The organism is Streptomyces sp. NPDC086554 (assembly GCF_040686095.1).
Taxonomy (GTDB): Bacteria; Actinomycetota; Actinomycetes; order Streptomycetales; family Streptomycetaceae; genus Streptomyces.
The window spans coordinates 70,832-84,443 of record NZ_JBFBJK010000013.1; the positions used below are offsets into that span (position 1 = coordinate 70,832).

Annotated in this window: 14 protein-coding genes; 10 read left to right on the forward strand and 4 right to left on the reverse strand. The window is 71.8% G+C overall.

All coding sequences use genetic code 11. From position 1 onward, the window contains the following. Positions 1-9: 9 nt before the first annotated feature. The gene (locus AB0O76_RS22500; RefSeq protein ID WP_365494002.1) at positions 10-477 is read right to left on the reverse strand and encodes a MarR family transcriptional regulator; all 468 of its coding nucleotides are present in this window, start codon (positions 475-477) and stop codon (positions 10-12) included. Positions 478-638: 161 nt separating this feature from the next. Here AB0O76_RS22500 and AB0O76_RS22505 point away from each other — a divergent pair, with 161 nt between their 5' ends. The 7 genes from AB0O76_RS22505 (at position 639) to pcaD (ending at position 7,147) form a co-directional block, all read left to right on the forward strand. Continuing rightward, positions 639-1,421: a CoA transferase subunit A gene (locus tag AB0O76_RS22505; RefSeq protein WP_365494005.1), complete on the forward strand. Its 783-nt coding sequence runs from the start codon at positions 639-641 to the stop codon at positions 1,419-1,421. Further along, the gene (locus AB0O76_RS22510) at positions 1,421-2,092 is read left to right on the forward strand and encodes a CoA transferase subunit B (protein ID WP_365494007.1); all 672 of its coding nucleotides are present in this window, start codon (positions 1,421-1,423) and stop codon (positions 2,090-2,092) included. The genes AB0O76_RS22505 and AB0O76_RS22510 overlap by 1 nt, the downstream gene beginning before the upstream one ends. A gap of 2 nt (positions 2,093-2,094) precedes the next feature. Then, positions 2,095-3,297 (forward strand): thiolase family protein, encoded by a 1,203-nt coding sequence (locus AB0O76_RS22515; RefSeq protein ID WP_365494429.1) that lies wholly within the window; start codon positions 2,095-2,097, stop codon positions 3,295-3,297. A gap of 115 nt (positions 3,298-3,412) precedes the next feature. Continuing rightward, a complete protein-coding gene (pcaH, locus tag AB0O76_RS22520; RefSeq protein ID WP_365494432.1) occupies positions 3,413-4,138 on the forward strand; it encodes a protocatechuate 3,4-dioxygenase subunit beta in 726 nt (241 codons plus the stop codon). Next, positions 4,138-4,692, forward strand: coding sequence for a protocatechuate 3,4-dioxygenase subunit alpha (gene pcaG, locus AB0O76_RS22525; RefSeq protein ID WP_365494010.1), 555 nt, complete (start codon positions 4,138-4,140; stop codon positions 4,690-4,692). The genes pcaH and pcaG overlap by 1 nt, the downstream gene beginning before the upstream one ends. Next, positions 4,689-6,029 (forward strand): 3-carboxy-cis,cis-muconate cycloisomerase, encoded by a 1,341-nt coding sequence (gene pcaB / locus AB0O76_RS22530; protein ID WP_365494013.1) that lies wholly within the window; start codon positions 4,689-4,691, stop codon positions 6,027-6,029. The genes pcaG and pcaB overlap by 4 nt, the downstream gene beginning before the upstream one ends. Next, entirely contained in the window at positions 6,026-7,147 is a 1,122-nt protein-coding gene (gene pcaD / locus AB0O76_RS22535; RefSeq protein ID WP_365494016.1) for a 3-oxoadipate enol-lactonase, read from the forward strand. The genes pcaB and pcaD overlap by 4 nt, the downstream gene beginning before the upstream one ends. 42 nt (positions 7,148-7,189) lie before the next feature. Here pcaD and AB0O76_RS22540 read toward each other — a convergent pair whose 3' ends face one another. Both AB0O76_RS22540 and AB0O76_RS22545 read right to left on the reverse strand, forming a co-directional pair. Next, the gene (locus tag AB0O76_RS22540; RefSeq protein WP_365494019.1) at positions 7,190-8,206 is read right to left on the reverse strand and encodes an alpha/beta fold hydrolase; all 1,017 of its coding nucleotides are present in this window, start codon (positions 8,204-8,206) and stop codon (positions 7,190-7,192) included. A gap of 48 nt (positions 8,207-8,254) precedes the next feature. Then, complete coding sequence (locus AB0O76_RS22545; protein ID WP_365494435.1) at positions 8,255-8,857, reverse strand: TetR/AcrR family transcriptional regulator; 603 nt, start codon at positions 8,855-8,857, stop codon at positions 8,255-8,257. Between the two features lie 142 nt (positions 8,858-8,999). Between AB0O76_RS22545 and AB0O76_RS22550 the strand changes: the two genes are divergently transcribed. From AB0O76_RS22550 to AB0O76_RS22560, 3 genes are all read left to right on the forward strand, one after another. Then, positions 9,000-10,364: an MFS transporter gene (locus AB0O76_RS22550; RefSeq protein WP_365494022.1), complete on the forward strand. Its 1,365-nt coding sequence runs from the start codon at positions 9,000-9,002 to the stop codon at positions 10,362-10,364. A gap of 189 nt (positions 10,365-10,553) precedes the next feature. Further along, positions 10,554-10,928: a hypothetical protein gene (locus tag AB0O76_RS22555; RefSeq protein WP_365494025.1), complete on the forward strand. Its 375-nt coding sequence runs from the start codon at positions 10,554-10,556 to the stop codon at positions 10,926-10,928. Between the two features lie 147 nt (positions 10,929-11,075). Continuing rightward, positions 11,076-12,578, forward strand: a complete 1,503-nt coding sequence (locus AB0O76_RS22560; protein WP_365494028.1) for a SulP family inorganic anion transporter — start codon at positions 11,076-11,078, stop codon at positions 12,576-12,578. A 101-nt stretch (positions 12,579-12,679) separates the two neighbouring features. On the opposite strand, the gene AB0O76_RS22565 is transcribed toward AB0O76_RS22560, so the two are convergent. After that, entirely contained in the window at positions 12,680-13,600 is a 921-nt protein-coding gene (locus tag AB0O76_RS22565; RefSeq protein WP_365494031.1) for an SDR family oxidoreductase, read from the reverse strand. Positions 13,601-13,612 lie beyond the last annotated feature (12 nt).

A 13,612-nucleotide genomic window follows, 5' to 3' on the forward strand; every position in this document is an offset into this window, starting at 1 on the left:
TGATCCGCATCAGGCCTTTCCGGCGGCGAGGGGCTCCGCGGGATGGCGGAGGCCCTCCGCCGCGTCCGACACCCGCTGAACCAGATCGAAGAACACGGTCTGCTCGTCGGCGGAGAGCGGGCCGAGGAAGACCTGGTTCATCCGGGCCGTCCGCACGGTCAGCTTCCGGTGCGTGCGCTTGCCCTCGTCGGTGAGGTGCAGCAGATAGCGGCGGCCGTCCTGCGGATCGCGCACCTTGTCGAGCAGCTCGCGGCGGATGAGCCGGCTGATGACCTCCGCGATGGTGGAGCGGTCGAGGCCGACCCGCTCGCCGACGGTGCGCTGGTCCAGGCCGGGCTCGGCGACGAGCGCGTTCAGGACGGCGAACTGCGGAGAGGTGATCTCCTCGGAGACCATCGTGTTCCACAGCAGGTAGTGCGCCTGCTGCAGACGCCGGGCCAGGTGCCCGGGGTGGGTGGTCAGGTCCACCGCGGCCATGTGTGCCTCCATTTTCCGTTGGTGTACTGAACAATACTCGCCCTTGACGGCTTAGAGAGCGAGTGGCAGCGTAAGTTCAACCTCGTAGAAATAGTCAGTGCCCTGATTAATGGGCGGGACATCAAAGGCATCGAAGGCCTGGAAGAGATGGGGCTCGACGGATGGACAAGGTGGTGGCCTCGGCCGCCGATGCGGTGGCCGACTCACGGGACGGAGCGTCGCTCGCCGTGGGCGGGTTCGGCCTCAGCGGAGTGCCGAACGAGCTGATCCGTGCGCTGTACGAGCGGGGCGTCTCGGGCCTGAGCGTGGTGTCCAACAACTGCGGCGCCATGGAGACCGGGCTCGCGGTGCTGCTCTCGGCGGGCCGGATCGCCCGCGTCACCGGGTCGTACATCGGCGCGAACAAGGAGTTCGCCCGCCAGTACCTGGGCGGTGAGCTGGAGGTGGAGATGATCCCGCAGGGCACGCTCGCCGAGCGGCTGCGGGCCGGGGGCACCGGCATCCCCGCGTTCTACACGCCCGCCGGGGTCGGCACACAGGTCGCCGACGGCGGACTGCCCTGGCGTTACGACGGTCAGGGCGGGGTTGCGGTGGCATCGCCTGCCAAGGAGGTCCGGGAGTTCGACGGCGTCTCCTACGTCCTGGAGCACGGCATCCGGACGGACTTCGCACTCGTACGGGCCGCGAAGGGCGACCGGCACGGGAACCTGGTCTTCAACAAGTCCACCCGCAACTTCAACCCCCTGGCGGCCATGGCAGGCCGGGTCACGATCGCCGAGGTGGAGGAGCTGGTGGAGCCGGGCGAGATCGACCCGGACGCCGTGCATCTGCCGGGGATCTTCGTGCAGCGGGTGGTGGCGCTCACCCCGGAACAGGCCGCCGACAAGAGCATCGAACGGCGCACGATGTCCGCGCCTGAGGCACGAGGGACGGTGAGCAACTGATGGCCTGGACGCGTGAAGAGATGGCGGCGCGGGCGGCACGCGAGCTGCGCGACGGTCAGTACGTGAATCTGGGCATCGGCCTGCCGACGCTGATCCCCAACTATCTGCCCCCGGGGGTGGAGGTGGTCCTGGAGTCGGAGAACGGCATCCTGGGCGTCGGCCCCTACCCCGACGAGGAGCAGGTCGACCCCAACCTGATCAACGCGGGCAAGGAGACCGTGACCGTCCTGCCGGGCGCCTCCTACTTCGACTCCTCGCTTTCCTTCGGGATGATCCGCGGCGGTCACATCGACATCGCGGTGCTCGGTGCGATGCAGGTCTCCGCGGGCGGCGACCTGGCCAACTGGGCCATCCCCGGCAAGATGATCACCGGGATCGGCGGGGCGATGGACCTGGTGCACGGGGCGCGGACGGTGATCGTGGCGATGACCCACACCGCCAAGGACGGCTCGCCCAAGATCCTGGAGGAGTGCGCGCTGCCGCTGACCGGCAAGGCCTGCGTCAACCGGATCATCACCGACCTCGGTGTCCTGGACGTCACCGAAACCGGCCTGGAACTGGTCGAGTCGGCCCCCGGCGTCACCCCGGACGAGATCACTGCCAAGACCGCCGCCAAGGTCCACATCCCCGAGGCCATCGCTGAAGCCGCCTCTGAAGGAATCCCCTCATGAGCCTGCGTGACGTCTACATCGTCGACGCCGTACGCACCCCCGTCGGCAAGTACAACGGCGCGCTCGCGGGCGTCCGCCCCGACGACCTGGGCGCGCACGCGATCCGCGAACTCCTCGCCCGTACCCCGGACTTGGACCCGTCCCTGATCGGCGACGTCTACTTCGGCAACGCCAACGGCGCCGGCGAGGAGAACCGCAACGTCGGCCGCATGGCCGCCCTGCTCGCCGGTCTCCCCGTGTCCGTGCCGGGCGTCACCGTCAACCGGCTCTGCGCCTCCGGCCTCGAAGCCGTCATCCAGGCGGCCCGCGCCATCGCGCTCGGCGACGCCTCCATCGCCGTGGCGGGCGGTGTCGAGTCGATGACCCGCGCACCCTACGTACTCCCCAAGAGCGACCGCCCCTTCCCCGCCGGGCACACCGAGCTGTACTCCACCACTCTGGGCTGGCGCATGGTCAACCCGAAGATGGAACCGCAGTGGACGGTGCCGCTGGGCGAGAGCGCCGAACTCATCGCGGACAAGCACCGGATCACCCGCGAGCAGCAGGACGCCTACGCCCTCGCCTCGCACCACAAGGCGGCCGAGGCCCAGAAGGACGGCCTGTTCGATGCCGAGATCGCGCCGGTCGCCATCCCGCAGCGCAAGGGCGATCCCGTGCTCTTCGAGCGCGACGAATGCGTACGCCCCGACGCGTCCCTGGAGGCGATGGCCAAGCTCAAGCCGTCGTTCCGTACCCCGGACGGCACGGTCACGCCCGGCAACGCATCGCCGCTCAACGACGGCGCCGCCGCACTGCTCCTCGTCGACGAGGAGGGCCTGAAGGCGACCGGCCGCGAGCCGCTGGCCCGCGTATCGGCGACCGGCGTCTCCGCGGTCGAGCCGCACTACTTCGGTCTGGCGCCGGTCGAGGCCGTCAACCGCGCGCTCGCGAAGGCGGGCAAGGGCTTCGGCGATCTGTCCGTGCTTGAGCTCAACGAGGCTTTTGCCGCACAGGTGTTGGGGTGCGCGGCCGAGTGGCCCGATCTCGACCCGGACGTCCTCAACCCGCAGGGCGGCGCCATCGCGCTCGGGCATCCGCTCGGTGCGTCCGGCGCGCGACTCGCCGGAACCGTCGCCCACCAGCTCGCCCGGCACGGCTCGGGCACGGGCGTCGCGACCCTCTGCATCGGCGTCGGACAGGGGCTCGCCCTCGTCCTCGAACGCTGATCCATCGCCCGTCACCCGTTCCGCCCATCACCCGTTCCACGCCGAACTCACGCTCACGGAGCCGAGAGACATGACCCTCACCGAACCCCTGCCCGACGGGCTGAGCCAGCGGGAGATGGACACGGAGGTCGCCAAGGCGCAGGCCTCGGCTGCGCCCGCCGACCACCCGCCGCGCGACTATCCCCCCTACCGCAGCAGCCACTTCCGCCACCCGAAGCAGCCGCTGATCCCGCTGCGCGACCCGGAGGCGGTGGAGCTGAGCGGGCCCGCGTTCGGCGTCTCCGACATCACGGCGCTCGACCGCGATCTGACCCGCAAGGGCCAGGGCGAGCCGCTGGGCGAGCGGATCACCGTGTCCGGCCGGGTACTCGACCGCGAAGGGCGCCCGGTACGCGGCCAGTTGGTCGAGCTGTGGCAGGCCAACGCATCGGGGCGGTACGCCCACCAGCTCGACCAGCACCCGGCGCCGCTCGACCCGAACTTCACGGGCTTCGGCCGCTGTCTGACGGATGACGACGGGGCGTACTCCTTCACGACCGTCAAGCCGGGCGCGTACCCGTGGCGCAATCACGTCAACGCGTGGCGCCCCGCGCACATCCACTTCTCGCTCTTCGGCACGGCGTTCACGCAGCGTCTGGTGACGCAGATGTACTTCCCGGGCGATCCGCTGTTCCCCTACGACCCCGTGCTGCGGTCGGTGACGGACGAGGCGGCACGGCAGCGCCTGGTGTCGACGTACGACCACGATCTCTCCACCCCCGAGTGGTCGCTCGGCTACCGCTGGGACATCGTCCTCGACGGCCCGTCCGCGACGCTCTTCGAGGAAGGCGACCACCACTGATGTCGTACGCTCCGACGCCCTCCCAGACGGTCGGCCCGTTCTACGGCTATGCGCTGCCCTTCCCGCGGGGCGGCGAGGTCGCGCCGGCCGGACACCCCGACACGATCACCCTGCACGGGTACGTGTACGACGGCGCGGGAAACCCCGTGCCCGACGCCCTGATCGAGACCTGGCAGCCCGCGCCCGACGGCTCCCGCACGGGAGCTCCGGGATCGCTGCGGCACGACCCGGTCACGGGCGAGGTGATCGGCCGCGACGGCGTCGCGTTCACCGGGTTCGGCCGCGTGCCGACCGACGCGGACGGCCACTGGGCGATCCGTACGCTCCCGCCGGGCGGTGTCTCGTACATCGCAGTCGCGGTCTTCGCGCGCGGCCTGCTCCACCACCTGTACACGCGCGCCTACTTGACCGACGAGCCGGGCGATCCGCTCCTCGGCTCGCTCGACGCGCGGCGGCGCGCGACGCTGGTCGCGCGCCCCGAGGCGCACCGCACGTACCGTTTCGACATCCGCCTTCAGGGCGAGGGCGAAACGGTGTTCCTGGAGTTCGAGTGAGTTCAGCGGAGTACGACAACGGCCTGCTCGCCCCGGGGCGGGCGGGCTCCCCCGCCGAGGCGGCCACCTCCGACACGGCCTTCCTGCAGGCGATGCTCGACGCGGAGGCGGCGCTGACCCGCGCCCAGGCGGATGCGGGCCTCGCCCCTACGGATGCGGCCTCCGCGATCGGCGCCGCGGCGGACGCCGCCCGCTTCGACGTACGCGACATCGCGCTCCGCGCGCGGGCCGGAGGCAATCCGGTGATCCCGCTGGTGGCGGACCTGACGGCGGCGGTGCCCGAAGCGGCGGCGCCCTATGTCCACCGGGGCGCGACGAGCCAGGACATCATGGACACGGCGATGATGCTGATCGCCGGGCAGGTCCTGGACCTGGTCCTCGACGACCTGGCCCGCACGGAACGGGCACTGGCCCGCCTCGCCGCCGAACACCGGAACACCGTGATGCCGGGCCGCACACTGACCCAGCACGCGGTCCCGACGACCTTCGGCCTGAAGGCGGCGGGCTGGCGCTCGCTGGTCCTCGACGCACGGGACAGGGTGGCGGCGGTACGCGAGTCGCTGCCGGCCCAACTCGGCGGCGCGGCAGGGACATGGGCGGCCTTCGAGGCGTACGGAGGGAGCGCAGGGCTCGTCGCGGCCTATGCCCGGCAGTTGGCGCTCGCCGAACCCGCGCTGCCCTGGCACACCCTGCGCACCCCGATCGCCGATCTCGCATCGGCCCTCGCCTTCACCGCGGGGGCCTTGGGAAAGGTGGCGGTGGACGTCCTCACGCTCGGGCGCACGGAGATCGCCGAGGTCTCCGAAGGTGCCGGCGGCGGCTCCTCCGCCATGCCCCACAAGGCAAACCCGGTACGTTCCACCCTGATGGCAGCAGCGGCGCGCCGTGCGCCCGCCCTCGCGGCCACGCTCTACGCCTCGATGGCCGCCGAGGACGAACGCCCTGCGGGCGCGTGGCACGCGGAGTGGGAGGCCCTGCGCGACCTCCTGCGCACGGTGGGCGGGGCGAGCCGGGACGCGGCGGAGCTCACCGAGAACCTCCGGGTGCACGCGGACACCATGCGCCAACACCTCGGCCTCACCCACGGGTTGATCGTCTCCGAGCGCCTGACGGCTGAGCTGACGCCGGTCGTCGGCCGGGCGCGCGCGAAGGAACTCCTGACGTCGGCGGCACACCGTACCCGGGACGATGGCCGGTCCCTCGCGGATGTGCTGGCCGAGGAGGCGCGGCTCAAGGACGTGGACCTCGCGGGCATCGACCTCGCCGAACTCACCGACCCCACCCGATACACCGGCTCCGCCGACGCCCTCACCGACCGAGCCCTGGAGCGACGTTGAGCACCAAGCTGCCGCACCACACCATCGAGGGCGCCCCGACCGCGCCCGCCCTTCTCCTCGGCCCGTCCCTGGGCACCTCCACCACCCTGTGGGACGCCGTGGCGCCCGAACTCTCCACCGCTCACCGGGTCGTGCGCTGGGACCTGCCCGGCCACGGAAGGTCGCAGGCCGATCTGATCGGCCCGGGGGCGACCGTCGCCGACCTGGCGGATCTCGTCCTGGCGCTCGCCGATTCCCTCGGCATCGACCGTTTCGCGTACGCGGGTGTCTCGCTCGGCGGCGCCATAGGTCTGCATCTCGCGGTGCACCACCCGGAGCGGGTGGAGAGCCTCGCCGTGATCTGTTCGTCGGCGCACTTCGGCGGGTCCGCGCCGTGGCAGGAGCGCGCGGCACTCGTACGCCGCGAGGGCCTCGCCGCGCTCGCGGAGACCGCGCCGCAGCGCTGGTTCACTCCCGGGTTCACAGTCCCCGGCCTGGTGGACGACCACCGGAACACCGACCCCGGCGCGTACGCCGCGTGCTGCGACGCGCTCGCGGCGTACGACCTCAGGGGCGCGCTGTCGCAGGTCGGCGTGGTCACGCTGGTCATCGCGGGACGCGAGGATCCGGCGACACCTCCGGCCCACGCGCGCGAGATCGCCGACGCGGTGCCGGGCGCGTCCCTCACCGAGCTGGCCGGGGCCTCGCATCTGGCCCCTGCGGAACGTCCCGACGCGGTGGTCGCCGCGCTGCGGGGGCACTTCGGCAAGGCGGCGGCGAGCGGGATGGCGGTGCGGCGTGAGGTACTCGGGGGCGCGCACGTGGACCGTGCGCAGGGGAACACCACGCCCTTCACGGCGCGCTTCCAGGACTTCATCTCCCGCTACGCGTGGGGCGAGATCTGGACCGATCCCACGCTGGCGCGCCGCGAACGCAGCATGATCACGCTGACGGCGCTGGTCGCACACGGCCACTACGAGGAACTGGCCATGCATGTACGAGCGGCACGCCGCAACGGCCTTACACCCGAGGAGATCGGGGCGGTGCTGATGCAGACCGCGGTCTACTGCGGGGTCCCTGCGGCGAATTCGGCGTTCGCGGTGGCACAGAGGGTGCTGGCGGAGGAGAGCAACGCATAGCCCCCCTACGCCCTCCTACGCCCTCCTACGCCCTCCGACTTCCTACGTCGCACTGCGCTCGCTCGCTTCGCGATACCTCCGCTCCAGCTCCCCCACAAACGCCTCCTCCCCCGGCCGGCCCGCCCGCAGCAACTGCCGCCACCGCTCCGCGCTCCAGTCGGCGGGCGCCGTCTCCCGGACGAACTCCTCCACAAGACCCACAAACCGCGCGGGATCAGAGTGAAAGGGAAAGTGCCCCGCGCCTCCGAAGATCTCCAGGCGGCTGCCCGGCATCGCCTGATGCGCGGTGAACGCGTGGTCGACCGGCAGCACGCTGTCCCGGTCGCCCCACACGAGCATCGTCGGCATCCCCTCGGCCAGGTAGCAGCGGTCCAGCATCGTCACCACCTGCCCCCGCCAGTCGACGACCGACCGCAGTGTCCTGATGAACGCGGTCCGCGCCCAGACGTCCGGCAACGCCTCGACCAGGCCCATCAGTTCGGGTGCGTCCTGCCCGAGGCCGGTGTCGAGGAGCCGCAGCAGCCCGACGACCGCCCGCACGGGCAGGTCAGCGCCGGGCAGTTCGAGCAGCGAGAGGAGCAGCGCGGCACCGGGCAGCGAGACGCCCCGCAGCACGGGGCTGACCTGCGGCCCCACTCCTCCCGTGCTGACCAGGACGAGCCGGTCGACCCGCTCGGGAAACTGGTAGGCGAACTGCATCGTGACGCCACCGCCGAACGAGTGCCCGACGAGCGTGACCCGCTCGATGCCGAGTACGCCGAGCAGATCGCGGATTCCGTTGGCGTACGCCGCCACGGAGTAGTCGGCGCGCGGCTTCTCGGACGCGCCGTGACCGAGCAGATCCGGGGCGATGACGGTGTGCGTACGGGCCAGTGGGGCGATCAGCGGTGCCCAGGTCGCCGATGACGCGCCGATGCCATGGATCAGCAGGATCGCGGGCCCCTCGCCCGCGATGCGGTACGCACGCCGGTAGCCGTGCACCGTACGGAACCTCAGCGTGCCCCCGCCCTCGTCGTCGGTGGGAAGCAGCCGGGACTGGAAGGGCAGGATCCGCGCCATGGGCCGGAGTGTAGGCAGGCGGGACGTTGGGGTGGTTTCGGATGGGTTTCAGGTGGCGTAACTCGGGTGCTGATCGGCGCCGTAGCACCCCAGGAACATGTCGACACCGGCGACGATCAGGCGCTCCGTCAGATCGTCACTGATGTCGGTGCCGTACGAACCGAAGACCAAGTGCGGGAAGACGAGGAGGGCGTACAGCTGGATGACCGCGGCCTCCATGTCCGGGACGACGAGGCGGCCTTGGTCGGCGAGTTCGCGCAACGCGCCCGCGATCGCGGGGTGATGCCCCTCCGGGCCGTGGTGCTCCCACGCCGTGCCCAGCGAGGGGAAGCGGTGGATCTCCCTGGCGACCAGCTGGCGCAGCGCCTTCATCTCCTGGTCGCCGCGGACCGCGTCGACCCAGATGCGGGCGGCGTTCAGGAAGGCCCCGCGCAGGTCGTCCGCCGCGGTGAGACCGTCGAGGGCGGCCACCGACGAGGACGCCGCGAGGGGTTCGTCGAGCGCGCCCGCGATGACCGCGGTGAACAGCGCTTCCTTGTTGCCGAAGTGGTTGTAGACGGTCACCTTGGACACGCCCGCCTCGGCGGCGATGGCGTCCATGCCGACGCCGAACCCGTCACGGAGGAACAGTGCGCGGGCCGCCCGGACGATGGCCTCGCGCTTGCGTTCCGCGCGCGGCCCGGTGGGCCTCTCACCCCGACCCGTGCTTCTTCCCTTCCTGACCTGTAGGCGTGACTAGGCATGACTAAGTGGTTCGACTAGGCGTGGCTTGACGCGGCTGAACTGTATCGCCATGACGCATCCTCACCCGCCCCCGGCCGCCGAGCACCATGCGGCATCCCCGCCACCGACGGGCCGCCGCCCCTGGGTGGCGCTCACCCTCCTCTGCCTGGCCCAGTTCATGCTGGTGCTCGACGTCACCGTCGTGAACGTCGCGCTGCCGAGCATGGCCGCCGACCTCGACCTCGACCGGACGGCCCTGACCTGGGTCGTCACGACGTACACCCTGTGCTTCGGCGGCCTGATGCTGCTCGGCGGGCGGCTAGCCGACGTCCTCGGGGCACGCCGCACGCTGCTCGCCGGGCTCGCCCTCTTCACGGTCGCCTCGCTCGTCACCGGGCTCGCGTCGGACGCGACGACGCTCCTCGCGGGACGCACCGCCCAGGGCATCGGCGCCGCGCTGCTCTCCCCTGCCGCCCTCGCGATCGTCACCACGTCCTTCCACGGTCGCGACCGCCATCGCGCGCTCGGCGTATGGGCGTCGATCGGCGGCGCGGGCGCGGCGTTCGGCGTCCTGCTCGGCGGGGTCCTGACCGACGGCCCGGGCTGGGAGTGGATCTTCTACGTCAACGTGCCCATCGGCGCGGCCCTGCTGGTCACCGCCGGTACGGGCGCGCTCATCCAGGGTCTGGTGGCGGCGGGCGACACCGGCTGGTCGGATCTCCGGACGCTGGTGCCGGTGGCGGTCGCGGTGGCGGCGTACGGCGCGTTCGTCGCCGTCGAGCGCGCGCAGCGCACACCGCTGATCGACCTGGCGGTGCTGCGACGCCGTCCGGTCGTCGTGGGCTCGTATCTGATGCTGGTCGCCACGGCGTTGCTCATCTCGCTGTTCTTCCTGGGGTCGGTGTTCCTTCAGGAGGTACGCGGATACAGCGCCCTGCGGACCGGGGTGCTGTTCCTGCCGGTGGCCGTCGCAACGGCGGTCGGAGCGCATCTGGGCGGCCAGTTCGTGGGCCGGCTCGGGGCGCGGACCACGGCCGCGGTGGGGCTCGGGCTCGCGGGCATCGGCACCGGCCTGCTCACCGGCGTCGGCCCTGACGGCAGTCCGTGGGCGGTGGTGGCGCCGGGCATGTCCGTGGCGGCGCTGGGGCTCGGTTCGGTGTTCGTGGCGGCCACGACCACCGCCCTGGGGGTCATCGCCCCCGAGGAGGCGGGCGTCGCCTCCGGTGTGGTCAACACCTTCCACGAAGTGGGTGGCTCGGTGGGCGTCGCCGTGGTCTCCACCGTGGCCGCGGCCGGCATCGAGGGCGGGGCGAGCGGCGGGTTCACGGACGCGTTCCTGGTGTGCGCCGTCGCGGCCGCGGTCGGAGCCGCCGCCACCTGGGCGCTCGTGCCGCGCGGGAAGCCGCGGTTGACGGGTGGGCCACACGCGCACTGACCGTCGCCGGGCGTGAACCAACGCCGAGCTTGAATCATTGGCCACGCCCGGCACAAATGCGCCACGTACGCATAAGCGAAGGGCGACTATCGAGTCATGTCACCACCCGGTCACTCGGGTGACACATTCGGGCGGTTAAGTTACTTGGTGACCATGGGAGTTACGCAGCCACGTGAGGACCACACCACTGTGACGCGAGCAGGAGTGCGCCGAGGGGCGCTGTTCGCTGCGCTCGTCGCAGTGGTCCTCATGGTTGTCCAGTTCTTCGCGAACGGGGTCAACGAACCCGCGTCCGGCGCGGAGTCCCGTACGGCACCGACCACGGCTCCGTACGCGCACTGCGACGACGACGCGAGCCCGGAGGAGACCTCCGAGCACTTCCGGGCCCGTGGCCGTCCCAACTGCCGTGACCTCTCCCCCGACTCCGTCCCGCGCCCCGACTCCGGAACCGTCACACCCCTGGACGCCGCCACACGCGCGTACCACCCGGTCGCCTCCACCCACCGCGAGACAAGACCCGCGGGCCGCGGCCTGCCCGCACTCCTCCAGGTCTTCCGCTGCTGATCGGCCTCTCCGGCACGAAGACGTCCGCGCACGCGGACCGTCCGGGCGCCACGCGCGCGTGAACCATCCGCACGTCGTCGCCCTCGCCGGAACCGATACGTCCGCGTCACACCGATGCGCCCCCCACGGCGCTCAGGAGTCATCGACATGCAGCATTCCCCTGCCTCCCCACTCGATCGCGCCCGCTCGCTCTTCCGGTTCCCGGGCGGCGCGCGGCACGATTTCGCCGCCTCCGTAGTCGTCTTCCTCGTCGCACTTCCTCTGTGTGTCGGCGTGGCCGTCGCCTCCGGGGTGCCCGCCGAACTCGGCCTGATCACCGGCATCGTCGGCGGCCTGGTCACCGGCCTCCTTCCCGGCAGCAGCCTCCAGGTCAGCGGCCCCGCCGCCGGACTCACCGTCCTCGTCTACGAAGCCGTCCAGGAGTACGGCATCGCGGCGCTCGGCGCCCTCGTGCTCGCCGCAGGAATCCTCCAGCTCGCCATGGGTGCGCTGCGGCTCGGCCGCTTCTTCCGTGCCATCTCCGTGGCCGTCGTCGAGGGCATGCTCGCCGGCATCGGACTCGTCCTGATCGCCGGGCAGTTGTACGCCATGGCGGACCTCGAAGCACCCGCGAGCGGGCTCGGCAAGATCGCCGGTCTTCCCGGGCTGCTCGCCGACACCTTCGGCTCGGGGCGCGCGCTGACCGCCTTCGGTCTCGGCGCGGGCACCATCGCCGTCCTCGTGCTGTGGCGCAGGCTCCCCGCGAAGGTCCGCGTGGTGCCCGCCCCGCTCGCCGCCGTCGCGCTCGCCACGGGTGCCTCGCTGCTCTTCTCGCTGCCCGTGGCCACGGTCGAGGTGCAGGGGCTCGTAGAGGCGGTCCAGGTGCCGGACGCCGCAGCCTTCGAGGAACTGGCCGGAGTCGGCGCCATCGGCACCGTGCTCGCCTTCGCCCTGATCGCCTCCGCGGAGAGCCTGTTCAGCGCGGCCGCGGTGGACCGGCTGCACGACGGTCCGCGTACGTCGTACGACAAGGAACTGATCGCCCAGGGCGCGGGCAACACCGTGTGCGGGCTGCTCGGCGCGCTGCCGATGACCGCCGTCATCGTCCGCAGCGCGGCCAATGTGCAGGCGGGGGCGCGGACCAAGGCGTCCCGCGTCCTGCACGGCGTGTGGCTCCTGCTCTTCGCCGCGCTGCTGCCCGCCGCGCTCGGCATCATCCCGGTCGCCGCGCTCGCCGGTGTCCTCGTGCACGCGGGCTGCAAGCTGGTTCCCGTACGGCAGTTGGCGCAGCTGTGGCGTGAGCACCGCGGCGAGGCGGTCGTGCTGGCCGTGACGGCCGCGGCGATCGTCTCGGTCAGCATGTTCGAGGGCGTCCTCATCGGTCTCGCCCTCGCCGTGATCAAGACGGCCTGGGAGACGTCCCACGTGCATGTGGACGTCGTCGACAAGGGAGCCGGGCCGATCCGGGCGCACCTGTCCGGCAACGCGACGTTCCTGCGGCTGCCGAAGCTGCTCGACGCGCTGGAGGCGCTGCCCCAGGACCGGCCGATCGAGCTGGACCTCACGGGGCTGCGGCATCTGGATCACGCGTGCCGGACGTCCCTGGAGAACTGGGCTGCGCGGCACAGTTCCGATGGCACTGAGCCGGTGAAGGTCGCCTCGGGCGGGTAGCCGCACCTGGCGGTCGTACCCTGCGGCCTCAAACGCCGGCCGGGCTGGAAAATCCAGCCTGTCCGGCGTTTGAGGACGAGCTCGGCGGAGCCGGTGAGCCCCTACCTCGCCCCATACACCGGCTGAGGAACCTCCGCCCGCGAGAGCAACTTCCGCGTCGCCTCCCCCGCCTCCGCCGGACTCCACCGCGCCCCCTTGTCCGCGCTGGGCCCCGGCCGCCACCCCTCCATCACGGTGATGCGCCCCGCCTCGGCCTCGAACACCCGCCCAGTGACACCGTCCGACACCTCGGAGCCGAGCCAGACCACGAGCGGTGACACGTTCTCCGGGGCCATCTCGTCGAAGCCCCCGTCCTCGGGCGCGGCCATGGTCTCGGCGAAGGTCTGCTCCGTCATCCGCGTCCGCGCGGCCGGCGCGATCGCGTTCACCCGTACTCCGTAGGAGGCGAATTCGGCGGAGGCGACCATGGTGAGGCCGAGTATCCCGGCCTTGGCCGCGCTGTAGTTCCCCTGGCCGACGCTGCCCGACAGGCCCGCCCCGGAGCTGGTGTTGACCACGCACGCGTGCCGCGCACGCCCGGCCTTCGCCTCGGCGCGCCAGTACGCCGCCGCATGCTTCAGCGGCAGGAAGTGGCCCTTCAGATGGACGCGCATGACGGCGTCCCAGTCGTCCTCATCCAGGTTCACCAGCATCCGGTCACGCAGGAACCCCGCGTTGTTCACCAGGGTGTCGAGCCGCCCGTACGTGTCGACGGCGGCCGCGACCAGGGACGCCGCCCCCTCGGACGTGGCGATGTCCCCGCCGTGCGCGACGGCCACGCCGCCCGCCGCGCGGATCTCCGCTACGACGTCGTGCGCGGGCCCGCCGGACGCCCCGGAGCCGTCAGGCCCCACACCGAGGTCGTTCACGACGACCCTCGCGCCCTCGGCGGCGTACGCGCGCGCGTGCGCCCGCCCAAGGCCGCGCCCCGCACCCGTGACGATCACGACACGGCCCTCGCAGATTCCGTTCCTGGCAGTCATGGGGGGAACCCT